Origin of the sequence: Nocardiopsis sp. NPDC058631 (assembly GCF_042716955.1) — a bacterium.
GTDB lineage: Bacteria > Actinomycetota > Actinomycetes > Streptosporangiales > Streptosporangiaceae > Nocardiopsis.
On sequence record NZ_JBHXQY010000035.1, the window covers coordinates 32,131 to 55,695 of the forward strand.

Sequence of the window (23,565 nt, forward strand, 5' to 3'; positions counted from 1 at the left end):
GGCGCGCGCCCGACTCCGGCCGACAGGGGGGCGGATCTGGCGGGGGCCGGTAATCGAGTAGTCGGTGTTCTTCCGGCTTGGCCTGCTGCTCCCGAACGCCCGGCAACAGGACATGTGACCGGCGAGTAGCTCCTGCCGAGTGGCCGTTGCCGGACACGGCGCGGCCGGGGCCGGGGCCGGCCACACCCCGGACCTACGTGCCGGGGCCAGTGCATGCTCAGGGAGCGGGCGCACCCGAGCGCCCCGGGAAGTGGGGCCTGGCCGGGGAGATCGCCCGGGTGCCCGCCGAGGCGACACTGAACATGCTCTACCTCGGGGTGTTCCCGACCGCTGTGGCCTTCACCACCTGGGGTTTCGCCCTCTCACGGATGCCCGCCGGGCGGTTGGGCGCCACCACCTACCTGGTGCCGGTCCTGGTGGTGGTGCTGTCCTGGGCGCTGCTGGAGGAGGTGCCCCCGCCGATGGCGTTCGCGGGCGGGGCCCTGTGCCTGGCCGGGGTGGCGCTCTCCCGCCGCAGGACCCCACCCCCCGTACCCGCGACCCCGTCGCCGCCCCCGCACTCCGGCCCCCGGGTGCCGCAGGTTCCCGGCCCGGCGCCCGACCGCGGCTCGGGGGCGTGAGCGGGCGGGCTCCGCGTGCGCGGGCCCGCCACAGCAGGGACCGGACACCGCCGGTCAGGCGACGTCGCGGGCGCGCACCGCCCTGCGGGTCCGCTCGGCGACCAGGTCGGCGTTGATGGCCATACCCGCGCGCACCCCGCAGGCCAGCGCGCCGACGACCTTCTCGGAAGGTGCTGTGGCGTTGCCGGCCACCCACACACCGGCAAGACCGGTGGCCCCGCAGGCGTCGGCGGGCACGTGCGTGCCGATGTCGAGCCCGCGCACGGGCTGCGCCTCCAACCCCAGCCCCTCCGGGAACCGCACCCGGGCGGCCGTGCGCGGTGCCACCACCAGGACCCGCAGCGCGATGGCGGTACCCCCTTGCAGAGTCACGCCGCTGAGCCCGGCCCCGTCGGTGTCCACCCGCGCGACCTCTGGCGCCACAGCAGGGCCTCGTGCACGGCTGAGACACCGGTGGCCAGGACACCGATCGGCTGGTCGCGGACCTCCCACCCGTGGCAGTAGGGGCAGTGCACGACATCGCGCCCCCACCGCTCGGCCAGGCCGGGCACGTCGGGTAGTTCCTCCTGCAGGCCGGTGGCGACCAGCAGGCGGTCGGCGGTGACGGCGCCACCATCGGCCAGACCCAGCAGGAACCCGCCCTCGGGGCGGTGCTCGGCGGCGGTGACCCGCCCGGCGCGCACCCGGGCACCGTAGCCGAAGACCTCGGCGCGCCCCAGGGCGAGCAGTTCGCCCGGCGGGGTGCCCTCGCGGGTCAGGAAGGCGTGCACCCCCGGGCGGGGGCGTTGCGGGGCCCGCCCTCGTCGACGACCAGGACCGAGCGCCGGGCACGGGCCAGGGTGAGGGCTCCGGAGAGCCCGGCGGCTCCCCCGCCGATGACGACGACCTCGTGGTGGTCGGTGGGCTGCTCGGCGCCGGCGGGCCGGTGTTCGGTGGCGTCCATGCGGATCCCCTGTCGTGCCTCGTCCTCGTTCAGTGGGATCCATCCTGGACAACGGCCGCCGACTCGACAAAATTATTTGCCGACCTGGTAAAACTCGGAGCGTGCGCGGACCGCGCGGCCGGAGAGCACCAAGGCCCGCGGGGGCCGCCCACGCCCCGCCCTGAGACCCAGGAGGGCGCGGGCGGAACCCACCACCGGGGCCCGGCGCGGTTCAGTCGCCCTGCGGGGCCGGCCCCACGTTGCCCAGCTCCCGGGTGACCGCGATCTCGATGGCCACACGCGCGGGGTTGGGACGCGGGGCCCGGTAGCGCCCGGTGTAGAGGCGTACCGCCTCCGCCACCGCCCCGGCCTCGCCCGTCACCGTCGCCGTGCCCTCCAGGGTGGACCAGCGCGCACCCTCCACCTGCGACACCGACACCAGCGCCCCGGGGTGCGCGGCCAGGTTGCGGGCCTTGAAGCTGGCCCCGTCCGCGATCACCCGCACCAGGCGCCGCCCTGGGTCGTAGGTCGCCCCGACAGGGACCTGGTGGATGCTGCCGTCCGGCCGGGGGCTGGCCAGCATGCACAGGCGGCGCTCGCCCCAGAAGGCGAGGAAGGGGTCGGTGGGAGTCTCGGACACGGCGGGCTCTTCTCGGGTCGGCATGGAAAACCCCAGGATCCCAGAACAGCCGGTGTGGGGTGGCACACACCACATTGACGCGTCCAACTCCGTCAATAAACTTGAGCCCATCAGCATCAAGTTACGTTTCTGAGATTATTTCGGGGGTTCACAGCATGCTCCTCACCCGCACCATCCCCTTCGACGTCACCCGCACCGCCGCCACCGCGCACAAGCCGACCGTCCCCATGGACGTCTCCCGCGCCGAGGGCGAACTCCTCGTGCAGCTCGACCTGCCCGGCGTCCGGGCCGAGAGCATCGACCTGGAGGTCGAACGCGACGTGCTCACCGTCCGCGCCCAGCGTCCCGCCCGTCAGGAAGGGGTCAGCCCCGTGGTGACCGAGCGCCCCACCGGCACCTTCACACGGCGGCTGCAGCTGGGCCAGAACCTGGACACCGACAACATCAGCGCCCACTACACCGACGGCGTCCTGACCCTGCGCCTGCCCGTCGCCGACAAGGCCAAGGCGCGCAAGATCCTGGTGGGCCAGGGCGGCACCGCCGACTGAGGCGGACTCCCAGGCCGCAGGCCGGGCAGGGGGCGCACAGCCACGGGGGCTGCGCGCCCCCTGCCGCCGCAACGCGCCGGGGCCATCTCCACCGCCCGGGCCGGGTGCGGAAAGGCGTTGCCCAGCAGTGCCGGACCCGGCCCCCTGAGGCGGGACCCGCCGCGGGAAACGATCGTTTCCCGGAGATCGCGCACAAGGCTGAGGGGCAGGTGCCTGGCCTGCCGCAGGCTCGGGCCGGTCAGTCCAGGTCGGACATGTCGAGCACGAAGCGGTACCGGACGGCGTTGCGTTCCAGGGCCGTGTTCACCGGGGACGAGGGCAGCAGCTCGATGTCGGCGGTGATGTTGTGTTCGGCGCAAAAGCCCAGCACGGCGGCGGTGGAGGGGCGACCGACACTGCCGGCGAAGCTGAGCTTCTTGCGGCCGACGAGCAGGTCGGTGGTGTTGACGGTGACCGGGCCGAGGTGGCCGAGATGGCTGAGGGTGCCGTCCATGGCGACCGTGCGCGGGTAGGGGGTCAGGTCGTGGGGAGCGGAGACGGTGTCGACGAGAACGTCGAACCGGTCCCGGACGGCTTCCATCTGCCCTGCGTCCGTGGAGACGACGAACCCTTCTGCGCCGAGGCTGCGCGCCTCGTCGGCCTTGTCCGGTGTGCGGCTGATGACGGAGGTCCTGGCGCCGAGTGCGACGGCCAGTTTGACGGCCAGATGTCCCAGGCCACCCAGCCCGGCCACGGCGACCGTGCTGCCCGGCCCCACCCCCAGGGCTTGCAGGGGTTCCCAGACGGTGACACCGGCGCAGAGCAGGGGGCTGCTCCTGCCGCGTCCAGGCCCGGGGGCAGGTGGTAGGCGAACTTCTCGCGGACCAGGTACTCGCGGCAGTAGCCGCCCAGGGTGGTCGCTCCGTCCCAGCGGTCGCTTCCGCCGTAGGTCAGGGTCGGGAAGTCACGGCAGAAGTTCTCCTGACCGGCCCGGCACATGGGGCACCTCCCGCACGAGGATGTCGCCGACGGCCACGGGGTCGCCCGGGGCGAAGCCGGTGACAGCGCTGCCGACCTCGCTCACCGTGCCCGTGAACTCGTGCCCCGGCACCAGGACCCCGTCCGTGTGGTCTTTGTGGGCGCGCCCTGTTGCGGAACTGCGTTCGCCGCACCGTTGCTCCGCGACAAGCAACCCCTGCCGCGCCCTGAACCGTGGCACGCTCCCTGCGGTATTGCGTGGCCCGAAAGACCGCGATCGTCTGCGCCCCTGCGCCCCTCGCACCCTCCCTGGCGGCGCCCACCCCTGTAGTAAAATCCCGGCCCACCCCTGCCACCGCGGAGGCCCCATGGCCCACCCCACCCCCCACGCCCAGGGCATGCTCGACACCGACGACGGCCACCACCTGTACTGGCACGAGTACGGCAACCCCCGCGGACACCCCGCCCTGGTCCTGCACGGCGGCCCCGGCAGCGGCTGCCACCCCGGCTACACCCGCTTCTTCGACACCGACCGCTACCGCGTGATCATGCTCGACCAGCGCGGCAGCGGGCGCTCCACCCCCAACGCCCGCCTCACCACCACCGACCTCACCACCAACACCACCCACCACCTCATCGACGACATCGAAGCCCTGCGCACCCTGCGGGGCATCCCCGCCTGGCACGTCCTGGGCGCCTCCTGGGGCTGCACACTGGGCCTGGCCTACGCCCAGGCCCACCCCGACCGGGTCAGCGCCCTGGCCCTGGTCGCGGTCACCAACACCACCGCCGCCGAAGTCCACTGGATCACCCACGCCATGGGCCGCGTCTTCCCCGAGGAATGGGAACTCTTCCACCAGGGCGCCGGACCCGGCGCCGACCCCCACGACCTGTCCACCGCCTACGCGCGCCGCCTCGCCCACCCCGACCCGCAGGTCCGCTTCGACGCCGCCCGCGCCTGGTGCCGGTGGGAGGACGTCCACGTCTCCACCGCCCCCGGGTACACCCCCAACGCCCGCTTCGAAGACCCCGACTTCCGGATGACCTTCGCCCGCCTGGTCACCCACTACTGGTCCCACGCCGCCTTCCTCGACCAGGGCCAACTCCAGCGCGACGCCCACCGCCTGACGGGCACACCCGGAGCCATGGTCCACGGACGCCTGGACATCAGCGGCCCCGTCGACATCGCCCACCGCCTCTCCCGCACCTGGACCGACGCCGACCTGGTGGTGGTCGAGGAAGCCGGACACGGCGCAGGCACCGTCACCCTGGCGGGGGCCGCCCGAAAGGCCACCGACCGCCTCGCCCCCTGACCCCGCCCCGGCACCGCGCGCCGGGAGAGGGCCCCGGCGCGCGGCGCCGGCACCTGGCGGGGCGCGCTCTCAGGTTCGGCCCGGCGAGGGACCGCCCTGGGCCGCCCCTGCTGCCCGCAGGTGCAGCAGGCGCACCTGGGCGGCCACAGCCGACCAGATCTGCTCGGGAAGGTCATGGCCCAGACCGGGGTAGATGACCAGGCGCGCCCCGGGGATACGGCCCGCGATGGCCCGTCCCGCTCGGGGGCGGATCAGCGGATCGCCCTGGCCGTGCAGGACGAGGGAGGGCGCCGTGATCGTGCTGATCGCGGGCCCCCGCCACTGGGCGCCGATCTGCCGGCTCTGTGCCCCGCCGTCGCGGACCCCGGGGTCCGCGGTCCGGGTGACCACCCCCCGCACGGCCTCCTCGTCGAAGGGGTAACCGGGGGAGGCCACCAGGCGTGCCACCGCCAGAGCGGCCTCGATGTCCCCCTCCCGGGTGTGGGGAAAGCGCACCCGCGCGAACCGGGCCAGTGTCCCCAGGCGTACATAGGGCAGGGTGCGCAGCCCGGCCGCGTCACCGGGCACCGCCGCCATGGAGGTCAGGGTCCGCACCCGCCCGGGGTGGCGCACCGCGATGCGCTGCGCGACGGCGCCGCCCAGGGAGTGACCCAACACGTGTGCCGACCCCCACCCCAGCGCCTCCATGACGGCGACGGCGTCGTCGGTCATCTCCTCCGCGGAGTAGGAGTCCTCCCGCCTGCCGAACAGGGCGGCCACCGGGTTCCTGCGCGCGGTGGAGGGCAGGCGCGTGGACTCGCCCGCATCGCGCTGGTCATAGCGAGCCACCGCGAACCCCTGGTCGGCCAGGGCCCGGCAGAACCCGTCGGGCCACCACAGGCGGCTCACCCCGAGCCCCATGATCAGCAGCAGCGGCTCGCGCTGCCGCTCGCCCGCACCCTCGGCCCACCGGTCGTAGGCGATACGCACACCCGCGCTGCGCGCCCAGCGGGTCCGCGTCCACGCCCCTTCGGCCGTCGCACCCATGGCACCCCCTCCACAAAACTGCGATCACTGTTCTCAGTTTAGGATAGGGGGTGTCCAGCGCACAGCAACGGAGGGGTCCTGTGACCGAAGAACCGGCGACCGTGTGGGAACGCCGCAGCCGAGGCGAACGCGGCCCCGCCCCCGAGCGCAACCGCGACCAGATCACCGCGGCCGCCGTCGCCCTGGCGGACGAGGGCGGCCTGCCGGCCGTGTCGATGCGCCAGGTGGCGGCCCGACTCCACACGGGCCCCTCCTCCCTCTACCGCTACATCACCACCCGGGACGAACTCCTGGACCTGATGGTCGACAGCCTCGCAGCCCGGATCGACCTGACCGTGCCACTGAGCGGCGACCCGGTACAGGACCTCACCGACCTCGCCCTGCGTTCCAGAGCCGTCCACCTCGACCACCCCTGGCTCTCGGACCTGGCGCCCGAACCGAGCCGGATCGGCCCCCGGGGAGCCGACCTCGTCGAGTACGCGCTCCGCGCCCTGGCTCCCACAACCCTGTCGCAGCAGGCGCGCCTGGAGACCGTCGGGCTGCTGAACGGCCTGGTGCTCCTGTTCACCCGCACAGAGATCGCCCGCCGCACCTCCCCCACCGACCACCAGGCCGCGCACGCCGCCTACCTCACCAGGACGGCCGCCCAAGGCCGCCACCCCTTCCTGGCCGCCGCCCTGGCCGCGACAGAACCGGCAGAGGAACCCGGCGCCCTCTTCCCCCGCATGATGCGCGATGTCCTGACCGCGCTACTGCGCTGACACCCCCACCCAGGACCCGCACCAGCAGCACACCCGGACACCCGCCCACACACAGCGGTGCCCCACCCGGCGGGGAACCGGGTGGGGCACAAGAACACACCGACCCCACCCCGGCCCCACCAGATGGGCCAGGGCCCGGAAGCGTCTTGCGGGGGCTCCCGGGTCCGTGAGCGACCGCCCGGGCCAGCTCCCTAGGCCGTGTTCCGCGGATCATTCCGGGCTCGCAACCGCCAGGCTGCCTCTCGCTGCGCCGACCACGCTTGGACAGCCAGACCCGGGCTGACCTGCGCTACTCGTCTTGCGAGAGATTGCCTGGAGGCCGCTCGCGGCGATCGGCGCAAGCGCCGAATCAACCGAAAGCATCCACGGAACACGCCCTAGGCGCTGCGCTCCTTCAGCTCCCGCACCAGCACCTCCACCTCCTCCTCGGTGTTGAAGTAGTGCACCGACGCCCGCACCGCCTCATCCACCCCCGCCCCGGGCTCCCACACCTGGTTCCACACCCGCGCCACACTCACATTCACCCCGGCCCCCACCAGATGGGCCCGCACATGCTCGGCCGGAACCCCCTGCACCGCGAACGTCACGATCCCCGACCGCACCGCCCCCCGATCCAACACCCGCACCCCCGCCACCTGACCCAACCTGTCGCGCGCGTACTCCGCCAGAGCCCCCACCCGCTCACGGATCCGCTCCAACCCCAACGCCACCGCGTAGTCCACCGCCACACCCAACCCGATCTGACCGGCCACACTCCGCTCAAAACTCTCAAAACGACGCGCATCGGCGCGCACCCGGTACTCCCCCTCCCCCACCCAGTGCGCCGAGGACACATCCACCACGGCCGGCTCCACCAGATCCGCCCCCGCCCGCGCATACAAGAACCCCGTCCCCCGCGGCCCCCGCAAGAACTTGCGCCCCGTCCCCGTCAACAGGTCACACCCCAACCGCTCCACATCCAGATCCCACTGCCCCACCGACTGGCACGCATCCAACAGGAACAACGCACCCGCAGCCCGGCACAACGCCCCCACCTCCTGCACCGGATTCACCAACCCGTTGTGCGTGGGCATGTGGTTCAACGCCACCAAACGCACCCCGCCCCGCCCCAACTCCCGCTCCAACGCCTCCAGATCCACCGCCCCGTCCGGCCCGTCGGGCACCACCTGCACCCGCACCCCACGCTCACGGGCCGCCTTCACCAACCCCAACGCATTACTGGGGTATTCACTCGTGGTCGTCAACACCCGGTCCCCCGCCTCCAGGCGCACCGCACCAAACCCCGCCTCCCACGCCCGCGTCGCACTCTCCACGAACGCGATCTCCTCCGGGCGCGCCCCCACCAGCCGCGCCACCGCCGTGTAGAACCCCTCCACGCGCGCCTCGGCCCGCTCGGCCGCCTCATAGCCGCCCACCCGCGCCTCCAACCGCAGGTGCCCCACCACCGCCTCCATCACCGGCACCGGCGGCAACGACGAACCCGCGTTGTTCAGATGCACCAGATCCGCGACCGCGGGAGTGTCCGCCCGCACCGCACCCACGTCGATTCCCATACACCGCCGCCTTCCAGGAGGGGACCACCAACGCCGGGGACCCTACCCAGAGCACACCGCACTCAGCGCACCAGCCCTGACCGCACCGCACACACCACCAAAATCCCCCACACCCGCGCCACCACACAGCACCCCCGGCACCGGCCACGATGTGGGCGACAACGCCCCCACACCCGACCCACCTACCCCCACCCATCAGCCACAATGACCACACGCCACGACCAGACCCACGAAAGAGCACCCCGCCATGCCCTTGCCCAAAGCCGAACTCCACCTCCACATCGAAGGCACCCTCGAACCCGAACTCGCCTTCACCCTCGCCCACCGCAACGGCATCACCCTGCCCCACCCCGGCGTCGACGCCCTACGCGCCGCCTACTCCTTCACCGACCTGCAGTCCTTCCTCGACCTCTACTACGACCTCATGGACGTCCTGCGCACCGAAGCCGACTTCACCGACCTCGCCAACGCCTATCTCGCCCGCGCCGCCACCCAAGGCGTCCGCCACGCCGAGATTTTCTTCGACCCCCAAGCCCACACCAGCCGCGGCATCCCCCTGGACACCGTCATCAACGGCCTGGCCGCCGCCCTGGACACCAGCCTCGAACACCACGGCATCAGCACCGCCCTCATCCTGTGCTTCCTGCGCGACCGCCCCGCCACCGAAGCCCTCCACACCCTCGAACAGGCCCGCCCCCACCTGCACCGCATCACCGCCGTCGGCCTGGACTCCGCCGAAGTCGCACACCCGCCCCACACATTCACCGACGTCTTCGCCGCCGCCCGCGACCTCGGCCTGCGCTGCGTCGCCCACGCCGGAGAGGAAGGCCCCGCCTCCTACATCTGGCAGGCCCTGAACCTGCTCAAAGCCGAACGCATCGACCACGGCATCCGCGCCCTGGAGGACCCCGACCTCCTCACCCACCTGGCCCGCACACAAACCCCCCTCACCGTGTGCCCCCTGTCCAACGTGCGCCTACGCGCCGTCCCCACCCTCGCCCAACACCCCCTGCCCGCCCTCATCGACGCCGGGCTCCTCGTCACCGTCAACTCCGACGACCCCTCCTACTTCGGCGGCTACGTCCACGACAACTTCGAGGCCCTGCACACCCACCTGGGCCTGGACGACGCCACCCTGCGCCAACTCGCCCGCAACTCCTTCACCGCCTCCTTCCTGCCACCCGAACGCAAAAAAGCCCTCATCGCCGAAGTCGACGCCTACCCCGCCACCTGGTAAACACATGGCCGGGCCCCTCCCACCCCAGGAAGGGACCCGGCCACACACGCTCTCCCACAGCAGGGGACCGGCGTCCTGCCCGCCCACCGCCCTGAACAGCACCACCACCGCACACGCCCAGGGCACAGCAACAACCCGAAAAGAAAAAAGGGGGAAGACCTCAGGCCGCACCCGAACCAAACCGCTCCCGGTACCGGGCCGGCGCACACCCCAGCACCCGCACGAACGCCCGCCGCATCACCTCAGCACTGGCGAACCCGCACCTGCGCGCAACCGCCACCACCGGAGCCCCGTCCTCCTCCAACAACCGCCGCGCCGTCTCCACCCGCACCCGCTCCACATACCGGCCCGGCGTACACCCCACCTCCCGAGCGAACACCCGCGCGAACTGACGCGGCGACAACCCCACCCGCGCCGCCAACACCCCCACCGACAAATCACCCTCCGGGTGCTCCGCCACCCAGTGCTGCACATCCCGCACCGGCACCCGCTGCGCCGCCTGCACCGACAGGTGCGTCGAGAACTGCGCCTGGTTCCCCGGCCTGCGCAAGAACACCACCAGATGGCGCGCCACCTCCAACGCCACCACCCGCCCCAGATCCTCCTCCACCAGCGCCAACGCCATATCGATCCCCGCCGTCACCCCCGCCGAGGTCACCACACGCCCCTGACGCACAAAAATCGGATCCGGCTCCACCCGCACCAACGGGTACTCCCGCGCCAACCGCTCACAGAACGCCCAGTGCGTCGTCGCCCGCAACCCGTCCAACACCCCCGCCCCCGCCAACAGGAACGCCCCCGTACACACCGACGCCACCCGCCCCACACCCCCGGCGTTCTCACGCAACCACCCCACCAGCTCCGGCTGTTCCTCCCGCGTGCCCGAACCCCCCGGCACCACCAGGGTGTCCACCCGCCCCACCCGCTCCAACGCCACCGAAGGCACCAACCCCACACCGCACGAGGAGGCCACCGCACCCCCGCCCAACGACGCCGTACGCACCCGATAGGCCCCCTGCGACGCGGACGAGGCCCCCGAGAACACCTCCAGCGGACCCGCCACATCCAGACTCAACACCCCGTCGAAGACGACGACCACCACCTCATGAACCATGCCCCATCCTCACCACCCCCGCCCCACGGCCGCAAGGACACACACCCCACCCTTCCTGCCACTCCGCGCCGCCCCCGCACACCACCGTGACCTCGACCAAACTTCAGATGCGAGTGGGGCCACCACACCCACCAAGGACGCCACGTCAGCACCGTCGACGATGACGCGCTCCAGCACGACCTCGCTCCTGCCGTGCGTGAAGTGCGGCCACATCGTGGTGAAGTACGGCGCGACCTCCTCCCTGCGGGAACGGCGCCCGGTCCAGGACAGCGCGCCACTGCCGGGGACGTGCCAGTCGATCTCCTCGGCGAACGGTTCCTGGATGCCCCCGGGAACCAACCCACCCCACAAGGCGTTCCACCCACCGAACCCCCCACCCACAGAGACCAAGGACACGAACAGATAACGAGAACTCTCATGCACCCAGGACAATCCCAGGCAGGTGACGACCACCCACACGAACGGACACCCGTGAGGCTCTCCAACCGCGGAAAACTGCGCCGCAGCCCCGCACGCACCCACACCCCCACCCACCCCCTCGTCGAGTTCCGCGACGTGTCCCTCACCCACGCCCGCACCCCACTCCTGGACCACCTCGACCTCACCCTCCACCCCGGCGAACACGTCGCCCTCGTCGGCCTGTCCACCACCGCCACCACAGCCCTCACCCACCTACTCACCGGCCACACCACCCCCACCCACGGCCACATCACCACCCACACCCCCACCCACCTGCTCACCCCCACCCCCCACACCACCCTCGCCCAAACCATCACCGGCCACACCACACCCGACCCCCACGACCCCCACCTCACCCACGCCCTCACCACCACCGGACTCGACCCCGCCCACCTGCACACACCCCTCACCCACCTCACCCCCCACCTCACCCCCCACATCCACCAGGCACGCACCCTCTACACCCACCACACCGGCGCCCGCCTCTTCGTCCTCACCAACCCCCCGACCCCCCACACCACCCCCACCCCCGACACCGCCCTGCTCCTACTCACCGACCAACCCACCCACGCCCGCACCGCCGACCGCATCCTCCTCCTCCGCCAAGGACGCGTCACCGAAACCGGCACCCACCACCAACTCCTCGTCCGCGGAGGCGCCTACGCACGCCTGTACGCCCTCCACGGCACCCACCGCACCCGCACCCCCTGACCCACGCACCCCACCCCCACCAACGACCTAAGATGGGCACCGTGCCACCCATCACCAAGGAACTCACCGTCGGCCAGGTCGCTGAACGCGCCGGAGTCGCCGTCTCCGCCCTGCACTTCTACGAACGCCAGGGCCTCATCCACAGCCGCCGCACCAGCGGAAACCAACGCCGCTACCGCCGCGACACCCTGCGCAGGGTCTCCTTCATCCGCATCTCCCAACGCGTCGGCATGCCCCTGGCCCGCATCCGCCAGGCCCTCGAAGAACTCCCCGACAACCGCACCCCCACCCGCACCGACTGGGCCCGCGTCTCCCACCGGTGGCGCGACGAACTCGACGCACGCATCGCCCAACTCATCCGCCTGCGCGACGACCTCACCGGCTGCATCGGCTGCGGCTGCCTGTCCCTGGACACCTGCACCCTGTCCAACCCCGGCGACGAACTCGCCGCAGCAGGCCCCGGCCCACGCCGACTCATGGTCCAGTCCCTGGCCGACGACGCCGACACCCTCTAACGCCACCCCCAGGACGCCCCTCACCCGCAACCCTCAGCCCGCGCACGGCACAGCGGACCAGGGCAGCGGGCTGCGGGCAGGACAACAGCACCGCACCACCCAGCGGTAGCCCCCCACCAGCTCACCGGTCGACGCCGCACCCCTCCAGCCCCACCCCGAACACACCGATGGCGGCGACCCCCCAGGGACCACCGCCACCGCACACCCCGAGCCGCCTACCGGCCCGCAGCCTCATCACGCCCGCGCCGCGCCAACTCGTCCGCGCGCTCGTTTCCCTCGTCGCCGCTGTGCCCGCGCACCCACCGCCACTCCACCTCATAGCGCGAGGCCACCTCGTCCAGGCGCTGCCACAGGTCGACGTTCTTCACGGGCTTCTTGTCGGCCGTCTTCCACCCGCGCTTCTTCCACCCGGGCAACCAGGTCGTGATCCCGTTGCGCACGTAGGAGGAATCGGTGTGCACCAGCACCGGCAGGGGCTTCTTCAGACTCTCCAACGCCTGGATGGCCGCCATCAGCTCCATCCGGTTGTTGGTGGTCTGCTCCTCACTCCCGTACAACTCCTTCTCGTGAGCGCCGTAGCTCAACCACACCCCCCACCCTCCCGGACCGGGGTTGCCGCTGCACGCCCCGTCGGTGTACACGACCACCCTCTGCGCCGACTCCCGGCCGGCCTCGTCCCCGTTGTGCATGCCGCGCAATCTACCGCCCCCCACGGTCACAGAAGAGTCACACCCCCCACCAGAAGAGCCACAAACAGGGCCACACCCCACGATTGGCCCCCCTAAACCCACCACTTCGGACCTCCAACACCCCCAAAGGCACCTACACCCCACCCAGCCACCAACCACCGCCAAACCCTGTTGCACCCCCCGATCCCCGCACACGACAATGGCCCACCCCACACCCCACCCGAGAAGAGCCGCATGAGCCAGCTGCACATCCGCACCTTCAGCATCGACTGCGCCGACCCCCACACCCTGGCCACCTTCTGGGCCCACGCACTGGGCCACCCCCTGCACCCCCACGACCAGCCGGGCGACGAGGAGGTCCTCATCCCCCTCCCCCAGGGACCGCCCCTGCTCTTCATCCGCGTCCCCGAACCCAAGGCCACCAAGAACCGCCTGCACCTGGACCTGCACGCCGCCCCCGGCACCACCCGCGACACCGAGGTCGCCCGCCTGCGCGCCCTGGGCGCCACGCTCGTCGACGACCTGCGCCAAGGCGACGGCACCGGCTGGGCCGTCCTGGCCGACCCCGAGGGCAACGAGTTCTGCATCGTCCGCGGCGAGCACGAGCGCTGACCACCACCCCGACAAAAAAAGGGGGGCGCCCCGGCCACCGCCGGGACACCCCCTCGCACACACGGGCTCAGTCCGCGAACTCCTGCGCCAGCTGCGCCGCACGCTCCTCACGACGCGCGAACACGTCGTGGGACATCTCGTCCATCTTCTTCAACACCCGCTTGCGCTCACGCGCCGAGAGCCGGTCCACGTACAACCGCCCCAGGGTGTGGTCGGTCTCGTGCTGAAGGCACCGGGCGAAGTACCCGTTCCCGCTCACCACCACCGGGTTGCCGTCCCGGTCCACACCCCGCACCGTCGCGTTCGCCGCCCGCCCCAGGTCCGCGTGCGGCCCCGGCACCGACAGGCACCCCTCGCTCTCGACCTCCACGGCATCGTCCAGGTCGCGCTCGTCCAACACGGGGTTGACCACGTGCCCCACATGGCGCACCCCGTCGTCGTCGGGGCAGTCATAGACGAACAGGCGCAGATCCACGCCCACCTGATTGCCCGCCAGCCCCACACCCTCGGCCGCGTACATCGTCACGAACATGTCGTCGACGAGCCGGTGCAGCTCCTCGCCGCCCAACATCTCCTCGGGCACGTCCGCGTTGCGCCGGTGCAGGACCTCCTCACCCGTCACGGTGACGCGCCGCACACGGCCGCGCGAGGCCTCCGGGGCCAGCTCGGGGAAGTCCTCCACCTCCCGGCCCTGAACGACAGCGGCGACATGGGCAGGCGTGGACTGCTCCGACATGGTCCTACTCTCAAACGCACTAGGGGAGAAAATGGTGGCACAACGCCACCAACACCCCGAAAAATAGCACGAAACGGCAGGTCAGCCGTGCACGGAACCCGGCCTCAGCGGAACCAGGAATTACCCTGGATCAGGCATCGCGCCAGGTAGTCGCGCAACGACACCACCACCAACCGCCGCCGATCGCTCTCATGATCCCACACCACGATCCCCGGACCGTAGTCCGTGTGCACGTACGCGAACTGCGGACCCATGTCCGAATCACCGAAGAAGATCATCTCGTCGAAAGGCGCGTACAACTCCAGATAGTCGGGTTCACCACGCATCGCCAGATTGTCCTCCATCAGGCGCCGCGCACTCCACACCACCGCGTCCCCGTACTCGTTGGTCACCCCGTCCGTCTCCCGCAACAGGGAGGCCAACTCGAACGGAAGAGGCAGCATCAAGTGCTTCTCCACCTCGGCAAGGGTCACCTCATCGGCCGGATCGTACAGATCGGCCTCGGGATACATCTCCAGAATCAGTTCACGCCACACACTCCCGATCATCACAGGTCGTGGCAAGACACGGGAAATCGTCAGCGGCGAGTTGCGCCAAAAACCCAAGCGAACCACGTCCGCACCGCCACAAACCCCCACCCACACCCCCACACGGACCCCACGGGAATAGCCACGCCCCTCGCCCTGTTGGACCCCACAGCGGGACGGTGCGGTAGCAAGTGTCCCCCGGGCTCCACCCGAAGCCTTCGCGGAACACCGCGCCCTCAGGGGCGGACATGGAACCGCGTTGTGCGCCACGCCGTGAGGCGACCGCCGCACCGTCCCGCCCTTCCCACACCCCCTGCGCCACATGCCGCGAGCACCCCCAACACGCCCAAATTGTCACTCTAAGTGCATGCAATGCAACAAGCAGTGACAATAGTGACCATGACCACCACACAACGCCTGCTCGCCACAGCCATCGCCACCCTCCTCGCCCTGCCCGCCCCCGCACACGCCACCACAACCCCCACAACCACCCCCACCCAAACCACCACCTACCCCGGACACACCACCAGCCGCTACGTCCCCCTCGGCCCCGCCACAGCCGACCACGCACACGACGCCGGATGCACCGAAGCCCGCACCGGCACCAACGGCGTCCGCATCCTCTTCTTCGGCACCCAGGAAACCAACAACCAACTCCGCGAACCCGGCACCAGCCACAACACCACCACACCCCGAGCAACCACCACCAAGGCCGCCGCCTACGCCCACCACTGGGCCAAGGGCTTCACCGACTGCCGCACCGGCCACACCCACGCCCACCTCGCCCTCGGCGTCAACAACAAGGACGACGGCGGCCTCACCGGCACCACCGCCGCACACCAATGGGCCACCCTCGTCGACAACACACGCCAACGCTCCACCACACCAGCCGTCACCATCACCGCCGCCCTCGACGCCGAACCCGGCTGGTCCACGCCCCGCTGGGCCCGCGACTGGATCAACACCTACACCGACACCACCCAAACCCCCCTCCACACCGCCAACTCAGCCGACGGCTGCCCCACCACCGGCACCGCCCACTGCAACAACAACTGGACCCTCGCCGACGTCCACCACCTCGCAGGAGGCGGCCAACCCACCGTCCACGCCCTCCCCCAGATCTACCGAACCGACGGCATCCAAGCCCGCCAATGGGCCCACATCAGCCGCTGGGGACACACCCACGCCAACGACCCCCTCCGCTTCGCCGGCGCCATGTCCCAACACACCGCCTGCCAACAGCGCACCTGCAACAACACCGACAACACCCCCCACCAGGCCTGGACCCAACTCACCGACGCCCTCAACGCCCACAGCAGCACCCGCATCCCCCCGCTCAAGACCGCCACCGACATCCGCTGGCCCTGACCCACCCACCACCGCGCCCGCTCCCACCGCCGGAGCGGGCCACACCCATGCCCACACCCCCACCACCCGAAAGGGGAGCCACCACCACCGCAAACACCACCCCCCACCCGCCAGAATGGACACAACACACCACACCAGCAGGAACGGAAGAACCACCCATGGCCACCGCACCCCACCACCGCGCAGGCCGCCTCACCACCCTGGCCTACCTCTTCCTCCTGCTCTCCCAGAACATCGCCGCCCTCCTACTCCTCCCCCTCGTCCTCGCCTCCGCCATCCTCACCCTCCTCTGGATCGGCCTCCCCTTCGTCATCCTCACCGGCACCCTCCTCCGCACCCTCGCCGACAGCCAACGACACACCCTCGGCCACCTCCTCCCCAAAGGCCCCATCCCCTCCGTCTACCACCCCATCCCCCCAGGAGGCCTCACCAGACGCGGAGCCACGATCATCACCGACCCCGGCACCTGGAAAGACCTCCTCTGGCTCATCTCCGGCACAGCCAACATCACCCTCATCGCCATCCCCGGCGCCCTCATCGGCCACGCCATCTACCAACTCCTCTTCGCCCTCGACCTCGCCGGCAACGCCCTCTACAGCACCTACACCCCCACCACCCTCCCCGACCAACTCATCCTCCTCGCCCCCGCAGCCCTCCTCCTCACCCTCGGACTCCTCCTCCTCCCACCCACCCTCGACATCTACATCCGCTTCAACCGCCTCCTCCTCGCCCCCTCCGAAAAAGCCCGACTCACCGCCCGCGTCGCCCACCTCGCCACCAGCCGCGCCAACACCATCGACAGCCAAGCCTCCGAAATCCGCCGCATCGAACGCGACCTCCACGACGGAGCCCAAGCCCGACTCGTCGCCCTCGGCATGCACCTCGGCATGGCCGAACAAATCGTCGAACAAGACCCCCACACCGCCCGCTCCATGCTCACCGAAGCCCGCGAAACCACCCGCCACGCCCTCACCGAACTCCGCGACCTCGTCCGCGGCATCCACCCACCCGTCCTCGTCGAACGCGGACTCGACGGAGCCGTCCACGCCCTCGCCCTCACCCACCACCTCCCCATCACCGTCACCATCGACCTCAACGGCCGCCCCGCCGACCCCGTCGAATCCGCCGCCTACTTCGCCATCGCCGAACTCCTCACCAACACCGCCAAACACGCACACGCCACCGAAGCCTGGATCCACATCAACCACGGCCGCAACCGCCTCGTCATCACCATCACCGACAACGGCACCGGCGGAGCCGACCCCGCCCCCGGCAGCGGCCTCACCGGCATCAGACGACGCCTCGACGCCTTCGATGGCACGATGAACATCACCAGCCCACAGGGCGGCCCCACCATCGTGACCCTGGAGATACCGTGCGCGTTGTCATCGCCGAAGACCTCGCCCTCCTCCGCGAGGGACTGATCAGACTCCTCGAAGCACACGACTTCACCGTCGTCGCCGCCGTCGACAACGGACCCGACCTACACGCAGCCCTCACCGAACACAAACCCGACGTCGCCGTCGTCGACGTCCGACTTCCCCCCACCTTCACCGACGAAGGACTCCAAGCCGCCATCGGAGCCCGCACCCAGGTCCCCGGGCTCCCCATCCTCGTCCTCTCCCAACACGTCGAACAGCTCTACGCCCGCGAGCTCCTCTCCGACGCCGAAGGCGGAGTCGGCTACCTCCTCAAAGACCGCGTCTTCGACATAGGCCAGTTCATCGAAGCCGTCCGCCGCGTCGCCGCCGGCGGCACCGCCATGGACCCCGCCGTCATCTCCCAGCTCCTCGCCCGCCAGGACCAGAGCGGCCCCCTCGCCCAACTCACCCCCCGCGAACGCGAAGTCCTCTCCGAAATGGCCGAAGGCCGCTCCAACTCCGCCATCGCCGGACGCCTCTACATCACCGAAAAAGCCGTCAGCAAGCACATCAACAACATCTTCACCAAACTCGACCTCCCGCCCTCCTCCGACGACAGCCGCCGCGTCCTCGCCGTCCTCGCCTACCTCAACGGCCAGTAGACACAAAAAACCGCGGCCCCGGCACAACACCGAGGGCCGCGGCCACACCCCAACCCCTACCGCTCCCGACGCACCCGATACAACCCGTCGATCTCCTCCGAGAACGCCCGCAACACCGCCTCACGACGCAACTCACCCGAAGGCTGCACCAACCCCGACTGCACGGTGAACTCCTCCGCCAACACATGGAACGACCGCACCGCCAAATGCCGCGGCACGCTCCGATTGGCCTCATACACCAACCCCTGCACCTCACGCAGCAGATCACGATCCCCCGCGATCTCCTCAGGCGCCATCGACAACGGCCGACCGTTCACCAACCGCCAGTACTCCAACTGATCACGCACCAACGTCACCAGAGCACTCGCGAACGGACGCCCCTCCACGATCACCAACACCTGACTGATCAACGGATGAGCACGCAAACGCGCCTCGAACTCCGCCACCAGCTCCGCGTCCCCACGCTCCACCGGAGCCTCCACCGTCGACGGCGGAGCAACCACACCGGAAGCCAACGCAGGAGCCCGCACCACCGGAGCCGCCTCCAACTCCGCCACAGCCCCCCCACCACCGGCCACGAACCGCCCCGGCACCCCCACCGAAGCCGCCTGCGGCCGCAACCGGCCCACCACCCTCACAAACCCGTCCTCGTCCACCTTCACCGAGAACCCCGTCGCCAACCACCCCTCACGGAACGCGCTCCGCGACGCCTCCTCGTCCCCCCAGTACCCCGAGAACAGCCCGCCACCGCGCACATACGCCTCACCCTCACGCGAGACCCACACCTCACAACCGGCCACCGCACGCCCCACCGTCCCCGGCGACCGCTCACCCACACCACCCGCCGCGAACGCCCCGGCCGTCTCCGCCGTACCGAACACCTGGAACACCGGAATCCCCACACCGCCGTAGAACGAGTCCAGACGGGCCGACAACTCACCCCCCCAGCACACCGCCATGTGCACCCGGTTCCCCAACGCCTCACGCAGCTTCGCGAACTGCCAGTCGTACATCGACCTCGACAACCGCTGCCAGGCACCCTTCTTCGGCGACCGATCGAACTGCACCGCCGAATCCACCGCCGAGTTGAACGTCCCCAGCGAGTCCCACCCCGTCGAACGCGCGCTCCCACGCTCCGCCTCGAAGACCGACTCCAACACCCCCGCACCACACACCAACACCGTCGGGCGGAACGACTCCACCCGACGCAGGAACCCACCCGGCTCCGCCAACCCCACACGCACACGACCCACCATGCACGCCAACAACGACGTCAACCCCTGAACCTGCGACAGCGGCAAATCCAACAGCGTGCTAGCCCGCCCCGGCGGCAACTCCGACAACCGCGACCACACACGGTCCGCCACACCCGCCGCCGACGACAACAGAGCACCGTGCGACAACACCACACCCCGCATCGAACGCGACACCGTACTCATCGGGTACAGCACCACCGCCGCATCCTCGGGCAACGTCCCATCCCTCCGGGACCGCACCGACGACGCATCCATGTACTGGCCCAACGAGGAGATCCCCGCCAGACCCGCCTCCATCCGCCACACACGGCCCAGGTCCGGCAACTCACGCTGCAACCCCGTCGCAGCACGCAACAGCCGGTCCCCCTGGATCACCGCAGCCGCCGGACGCGTCTGCCGCACCACATGCGCAACCCGCTGCACCGAAGCCGACTCGGGCAACGGAACCAGCACCGCCCGCACCGACCACACCGCGAACGCGACCCGCACCCAGTCCTGATGCGGCGACGCCGCCACCAACACCCGGTCGCCCTCACCCACTCCGGCGGCGACCAACCCCTTGGCCACCGCCGTCACCTCGGTCGCGAACTCACCGGCCGTCACCCGCTCCCAGCCGCCCCCGCTCCCGGGCACCGAGAACACCTCGGCATGCGCGTCGGAGTTCGCCACCTCGTACACCAGGTCGCTCAGCCCGGAAAGACCCAGGGCCCACGCACCAGGGGTGACACTCGGTTCGCCCATACCACTTCATCCTCTGCCACATCGGAAGACGGGTTCACACCAGACCAGACCCGCCTCAATCGGGGATTGTGACCTACTGTGCCCACAATCCCCACCCCACGGCAACCTGGCACCACGACCCAAAACCCCAGCACTCCTGGGGTCATCGGATCTTCGAACGCACCGTCCACACATACGCCGCCAACGACAGCGACACAGCCGACACCATCACCACCGACATACTCAACAAAGACGCCTGACCCGACGGCGTCGCACCCGCCAGGGCCGCCACACCACCACCCAGCGCGAACTGCAACGCCCCCATCAACGCCGAGGCCGTACCCGCCACCGAGGCCGGCTGCCCGTCCAGAGCCGTCACCGTCGCGTTCGGCATGATGAAACCGACACTGAACATCATCAGCGCCAACAACCCCACGGCCGTCCACAACGTCGCCGCACCGACCGCCGCCAGCACCGTGAGCGCACCCACCGACAGCAGGGCAAGCCCCAGCCCCAGACCCAGCCGACGCAACGTGTCCACCCGGCCCACCAGGAAACCGTTCGCCTGCGTCCCCGCCAACATCCCCAACGAGTTGATCGCGAACAGCCACGCATACGTCTGCGGAGACGCACCGAACTCCTGCTGCGACACGAACGAGAACGCCGACACGTACGTGAACAACATCCCGAAACTCAGACCCAGCGTCAGCACCGGACCCACAAAACGCGGCTGACGCACCAACCCCGACACCGTCGACCACAACTGACGCGGCCCCTGACGACGACGGGCCTCCACCGGCAGACTCTCCGGCAGCCACACCAGCACCAACACGAAACTGACGGCCGACATCACCGCCAACACCCAAAAACTCACCTGCCACGGGCCCACCAGCAACAGCTGCGCACCCAACAGCGGCGCCAACAGCGGCGCCAACATCATCACCAGCGCCAGCCGCGAGAAGAACCGCACCGCGTCATCGCCCTCGAACAGGTCACGCACCACCGCACGCGAGATCACCGCACCCGCGGCACCCGCCACCCCCTGCACGAACCGCAACACGATGAACACCGTCACGTCCGGCACGAACACACACAGCACCGACGTCACCGTGAACACGGCCACACCCACCAACAGCGGACCGCGACGCCCCCAGGCGTCACTCATCGGCCCCAGGATCAGCTGCCCGACCGCCAGGCCGAGCATGATCGCGGTCAGCGTCAGCTGAATCTGTGCCTCGCTCGTCCCCAGATCCCGGGTGATCTGCGGAAACGCCGGAAGATACATGTCGGTCGCCAACGGCCCGGTAGCCGCCAGCACACCCAGCACCATCACCAACAGGGCGATCGACTTACGCGACCGCGTCCAAGGCGCACTCCGGCGCTCACCAGGACTCTCGGACGTCGACGGGCTCTCGAAGATCTCACCCGCACCCTGCTCAGGGGGCGAGACGGGGGAGTTCGGGGACTGCACAGGCGCTCCAGCTCAAGGAAGGGGAAAAGGGCCGTATGGGAGCAAGCCCACCGGCCGGGACCACTCCATACCAACACCCCACAGGGAGGAATCGCTCCCCCTCGAACCGACCAATCACCTGTGATGTGTGTTACCACCCCAAAGCGTCACCGAACGAGACGGTCGAGCAACCTCTCCAACTCCGCCTCCGGGTCCTCCGCCAGCCCCCCGTGGATCGGCCCGGGCTGCACGATCGTGCTCCGCGGCGCAGTCAACCAACGGAACCGCTGCCCCGGCCGCTCACGGCCCGCGGCACCGGCCCCCGCACCACCGCGGCACATCGCCTCGACCGCCTCCAACGCACGCCGCACACCGGCCACGTCCACCCCGGGAGCAACAGCACACAGTCTCGCCTCGTCCAACGACGAACGGGCGGCCAAAAACCCCCGCTCCTGGCTGTACACGATCACGCCGGCGTTCACACACTCACCGCGCTCCAAACACGGAACCACCCGCAACAACGCGTACTCGAACACCACCCGGTCACGCTCCACACCCACACGCCCCGTCGTCACCGCATCGCTGTAACGCCTCACGCCGCTCATCCCGCCACCCCCGGCAACCACGAACGGTCGGCCACACGCGCCAACAGGTGCCTCACGTACGCCTCACGCACGTCTCCGGGAGCATCGAACCCCGGCTCGTCCACCAGCCACTCGTCGGGCACCAGGCCCACCACACCCCGCAGCAGCTCCTCGTCCACCAGGGGGGCGAACTCTGCGTCCGCCGCGGCCAGGTCCGGCGAGAACCCCGACAGCACATGGTCGGCGGCATCGTAGGCACGACCGACGAAACGGTCGGCACCACTCCAGTTGTGGTGGAAGATCAGCGTCGCGCCGTGGTCGATCAGGTACGGCCTGCCGTGCCACAGGAGCATGTTCGGGTTGCGCCACGAGCGGTCCACGTTGCCCGTCAGCCCGTCGAACCACAGGACCCGCCCGGCGAACCCAGGATCCGCCTCGAACGTCAGGGGGTCGAACCCGAGCGACCCCGGCAGGAAGTCCATACCGAGGTTGAGTCCGCCGCTGGCCTTGAGCAGCTCCTGCACCTCCTGGTCGGGCTCTCCACGGGCGATCACCGCGTCGAACTCCACCAGGGCCAACTCGGGGACCGGAAGCCCCAAGGCCCTGCCGAGCTCCCCTGCGACGACCTCGGCGACCAGCGTCTTGCGCCCCTGGCCCGCACCGATGAACTTGACCACGTACATTCCCAGGTCGTCGGCCTCGACCAGCCCCGGGAGCGAACCACCTTCACGCAGCGCGAGTACGTACCGCGTCGCGATCACCTTTTTCAGCACGCGGACCAGCATAGGCACCGGCCCGACAGGAAGCACCACCGCGGCGTCCGGCAGCCGCGACGCTCAACCGCGCACAGGGCGGGACGCCCTCCCACCCCTCCCCCGCACCCCGCACCCCGCCGGTAGGGCCGCTGAAGGACGCTGAACACGTTCTAGCCCCATGCGCCCCGACCGCGACACGCCGACACCTTCTCAGAACGAGACTCCAAGAAGCGGGCGACGTAGTCGCGCGAATTTGTCGTGCTGCTTTGTTTTGTAGAAACGAACGCCCACCTTTACGACGTAGATTTTGATGAAGGACGGGAAAGGGGGCACGGCTCCGCGGCCGTGCCCCCTCGGGTGCCCCCGGCTAGAGGCAATGCCGTTCGGTTAGGGGTTCGATCAACAGCGCAACCCCCGGCGTTTCGGCTGGCAAAACAGACGCAGCCCTTGTAGTGGTTCTCGGGTCCGC

The 23,565-nt window shown here is 70.2% G+C and carries 27 protein-coding genes; 11 read left to right on the forward strand and 16 right to left on the reverse strand.

The genetic code is table 11. The features are described 5' to 3' along the window. Window positions 1-209: 209 nt before the first annotated feature. Entirely contained in the window at window positions 210-620 is a 411-nt protein-coding gene (locus ACFWTE_RS14005) for an EamA family transporter (RefSeq protein WP_378779749.1), read from the forward strand. A gap of 54 nt (window positions 621-674) precedes the next feature. On the opposite strand, the gene ACFWTE_RS14010 is transcribed toward ACFWTE_RS14005, so the two are convergent. The 4 genes from ACFWTE_RS14010 to ACFWTE_RS14025 all read right to left on the reverse strand — a co-directional run bounded on the left by ACFWTE_RS14010 (window position 675) and on the right by ACFWTE_RS14025 (window position 2,206). Further along, complete coding sequence (locus tag ACFWTE_RS14010; RefSeq protein ID WP_378779750.1) at window positions 675-992, reverse strand: hypothetical protein; 318 nt, start codon at window positions 990-992, stop codon at window positions 675-677. Beyond that, window positions 989-1,390, reverse strand: a complete 402-nt coding sequence (locus ACFWTE_RS14015; RefSeq protein WP_378779752.1) for a hypothetical protein — start codon at window positions 1,388-1,390, stop codon at window positions 989-991. The genes ACFWTE_RS14010 and ACFWTE_RS14015 overlap by 4 nt, the downstream gene beginning before the upstream one ends. Continuing rightward, window positions 1,375-1,563, reverse strand: coding sequence for an FAD-dependent oxidoreductase (locus ACFWTE_RS14020; protein ID WP_378779753.1), 189 nt, complete (start codon window positions 1,561-1,563; stop codon window positions 1,375-1,377). Before ACFWTE_RS14020 ends, ACFWTE_RS14015 begins: the two co-directional genes overlap by 16 nt. 211 nt (window positions 1,564-1,774) lie before the next feature. Next, entirely contained in the window at window positions 1,775-2,206 is a 432-nt protein-coding gene (locus tag ACFWTE_RS14025) for a pyridoxamine 5'-phosphate oxidase family protein (RefSeq protein WP_378779754.1), read from the reverse strand. A gap of 131 nt (window positions 2,207-2,337) precedes the next feature. Here ACFWTE_RS14025 and ACFWTE_RS14030 point away from each other — a divergent pair, with 131 nt between their 5' ends. Then, complete coding sequence (locus ACFWTE_RS14030) at window positions 2,338-2,730, forward strand: Hsp20/alpha crystallin family protein (RefSeq protein ID WP_378779755.1); 393 nt, start codon at window positions 2,338-2,340, stop codon at window positions 2,728-2,730. 238 nt (window positions 2,731-2,968) lie between these two features. Here ACFWTE_RS14030 and ACFWTE_RS14035 read toward each other — a convergent pair whose 3' ends face one another. Continuing rightward, on the reverse strand, window positions 2,969-3,463 hold the full coding sequence (locus ACFWTE_RS14035) for a zinc-binding dehydrogenase (protein WP_378779756.1): 495 nt from the start codon (window positions 3,461-3,463) through the stop codon (window positions 2,969-2,971). A 210-nt stretch (window positions 3,464-3,673) separates the two neighbouring features. Then, window positions 3,674-3,820 (reverse strand): alcohol dehydrogenase catalytic domain-containing protein, encoded by a 147-nt coding sequence (locus ACFWTE_RS14040; protein ID WP_378779757.1) that lies wholly within the window; start codon window positions 3,818-3,820, stop codon window positions 3,674-3,676. A gap of 235 nt (window positions 3,821-4,055) precedes the next feature. Between ACFWTE_RS14040 and pip the strand changes: the two genes are divergently transcribed. Next, window positions 4,056-5,000: a prolyl aminopeptidase gene (pip, locus tag ACFWTE_RS14045; protein ID WP_378779758.1), complete on the forward strand. Its 945-nt coding sequence runs from the start codon at window positions 4,056-4,058 to the stop codon at window positions 4,998-5,000. Window positions 5,001-5,069: 69 nt separating this feature from the next. Here the strand turns inward: pip and ACFWTE_RS14050 are convergent, their stop codons facing one another. Beyond that, a complete protein-coding gene (locus ACFWTE_RS14050; RefSeq protein WP_378779759.1) occupies window positions 5,070-6,026 on the reverse strand; it encodes an alpha/beta fold hydrolase in 957 nt (318 codons plus the stop codon). Between the two features lie 80 nt (window positions 6,027-6,106). On the opposite strand from ACFWTE_RS14050, the gene ACFWTE_RS14055 reads away from it, so the two are divergent. Then, complete coding sequence (locus ACFWTE_RS14055) at window positions 6,107-6,787, forward strand: TetR/AcrR family transcriptional regulator (RefSeq protein WP_378779760.1); 681 nt, start codon at window positions 6,107-6,109, stop codon at window positions 6,785-6,787. A 377-nt stretch (window positions 6,788-7,164) separates the two neighbouring features. Here the strand turns inward: ACFWTE_RS14055 and ACFWTE_RS14060 are convergent, their stop codons facing one another. Next, a complete protein-coding gene (locus tag ACFWTE_RS14060; RefSeq protein ID WP_378779761.1) occupies window positions 7,165-8,340 on the reverse strand; it encodes an aminotransferase class V-fold PLP-dependent enzyme in 1,176 nt (391 codons plus the stop codon). Window positions 8,341-8,587: 247 nt separating this feature from the next. Between ACFWTE_RS14060 and ACFWTE_RS14065 the strand changes: the two genes are divergently transcribed. Then, window positions 8,588-9,577 carry an adenosine deaminase gene (locus tag ACFWTE_RS14065; protein WP_378779762.1) on the forward strand — a complete coding sequence of 330 codons (990 nt, stop codon included), beginning with the start codon at window positions 8,588-8,590 and terminating at the stop codon, window positions 9,575-9,577. A gap of 160 nt (window positions 9,578-9,737) precedes the next feature. Here ACFWTE_RS14065 and ACFWTE_RS14070 read toward each other — a convergent pair whose 3' ends face one another. Further along, complete coding sequence (locus tag ACFWTE_RS14070) at window positions 9,738-10,691, reverse strand: GlxA family transcriptional regulator (protein ID WP_378779763.1); 954 nt, start codon at window positions 10,689-10,691, stop codon at window positions 9,738-9,740. A gap of 471 nt (window positions 10,692-11,162) precedes the next feature. On the opposite strand from ACFWTE_RS14070, the gene ACFWTE_RS14075 reads away from it, so the two are divergent. Further along, window positions 11,163-11,861, forward strand: coding sequence for an ABC transporter ATP-binding protein (locus ACFWTE_RS14075; RefSeq protein ID WP_378779764.1), 699 nt, complete (start codon window positions 11,163-11,165; stop codon window positions 11,859-11,861). Between the two features lie 41 nt (window positions 11,862-11,902). Continuing rightward, complete coding sequence (gene soxR / locus ACFWTE_RS14080; RefSeq protein WP_378779765.1) at window positions 11,903-12,376, forward strand: redox-sensitive transcriptional activator SoxR; 474 nt, start codon at window positions 11,903-11,905, stop codon at window positions 12,374-12,376. Window positions 12,377-12,591: 215 nt separating this feature from the next. On the opposite strand, the gene rnhA is transcribed toward soxR, so the two are convergent. After that, a complete protein-coding gene (gene rnhA / locus ACFWTE_RS14085) occupies window positions 12,592-13,065 on the reverse strand; it encodes a ribonuclease HI (protein ID WP_378779766.1) in 474 nt (157 codons plus the stop codon). 234 nt (window positions 13,066-13,299) lie between these two features. Between rnhA and ACFWTE_RS14090 the strand changes: the two genes are divergently transcribed. Then, the gene (locus ACFWTE_RS14090; protein WP_378779767.1) at window positions 13,300-13,677 is read left to right on the forward strand and encodes a VOC family protein; all 378 of its coding nucleotides are present in this window, start codon (window positions 13,300-13,302) and stop codon (window positions 13,675-13,677) included. Between the two features lie 67 nt (window positions 13,678-13,744). On the opposite strand, the gene def is transcribed toward ACFWTE_RS14090, so the two are convergent. Continuing rightward, the gene (gene def, locus ACFWTE_RS14095) at window positions 13,745-14,413 is read right to left on the reverse strand and encodes a peptide deformylase (RefSeq protein WP_378779768.1); all 669 of its coding nucleotides are present in this window, start codon (window positions 14,411-14,413) and stop codon (window positions 13,745-13,747) included. Between the two features lie 104 nt (window positions 14,414-14,517). Then, complete coding sequence (locus ACFWTE_RS14100) at window positions 14,518-14,961, reverse strand: SMI1/KNR4 family protein (protein WP_378779778.1); 444 nt, start codon at window positions 14,959-14,961, stop codon at window positions 14,518-14,520. A 378-nt stretch (window positions 14,962-15,339) separates the two neighbouring features. Between ACFWTE_RS14100 and ACFWTE_RS14105 the strand changes: the two genes are divergently transcribed. From ACFWTE_RS14105 to ACFWTE_RS14115, 3 genes are all read left to right on the forward strand, one after another. After that, window positions 15,340-16,308 carry a hypothetical protein gene (locus tag ACFWTE_RS14105; protein WP_378779769.1) on the forward strand — a complete coding sequence of 323 codons (969 nt, stop codon included), beginning with the start codon at window positions 15,340-15,342 and terminating at the stop codon, window positions 16,306-16,308. A 158-nt stretch (window positions 16,309-16,466) separates the two neighbouring features. After that, window positions 16,467-17,732, forward strand: coding sequence for a histidine kinase (locus tag ACFWTE_RS14110; RefSeq protein WP_378779771.1), 1,266 nt, complete (start codon window positions 16,467-16,469; stop codon window positions 17,730-17,732). Then, complete coding sequence (locus ACFWTE_RS14115; RefSeq protein ID WP_378779772.1) at window positions 17,684-18,331, forward strand: LuxR C-terminal-related transcriptional regulator; 648 nt, start codon at window positions 17,684-17,686, stop codon at window positions 18,329-18,331. The genes ACFWTE_RS14110 and ACFWTE_RS14115 overlap by 49 nt, the downstream gene beginning before the upstream one ends. Window positions 18,332-18,387: 56 nt before the next feature. On the opposite strand, the gene ACFWTE_RS14120 is transcribed toward ACFWTE_RS14115, so the two are convergent. The 4 genes from ACFWTE_RS14120 to ACFWTE_RS14135 form a co-directional block, all read right to left on the reverse strand. After that, on the reverse strand, window positions 18,388-20,328 hold the full coding sequence (locus tag ACFWTE_RS14120; protein WP_378779774.1) for an AMP-binding protein: 1,941 nt from the start codon (window positions 20,326-20,328) through the stop codon (window positions 18,388-18,390). 142 nt (window positions 20,329-20,470) lie between these two features. Next, window positions 20,471-21,778: a multidrug effflux MFS transporter gene (locus tag ACFWTE_RS14125; RefSeq protein WP_378779775.1), complete on the reverse strand. Its 1,308-nt coding sequence runs from the start codon at window positions 21,776-21,778 to the stop codon at window positions 20,471-20,473. Between the two features lie 146 nt (window positions 21,779-21,924). Then, on the reverse strand, window positions 21,925-22,362 hold the full coding sequence (locus tag ACFWTE_RS14130) for a DUF3037 domain-containing protein (protein WP_378779776.1): 438 nt from the start codon (window positions 22,360-22,362) through the stop codon (window positions 21,925-21,927). Further along, entirely contained in the window at window positions 22,359-23,126 is a 768-nt protein-coding gene (locus ACFWTE_RS14135) for a HipA family kinase (RefSeq protein WP_378779779.1), read from the reverse strand. The genes ACFWTE_RS14130 and ACFWTE_RS14135 overlap by 4 nt, the downstream gene beginning before the upstream one ends. Window positions 23,127-23,565 lie beyond the last annotated feature (439 nt).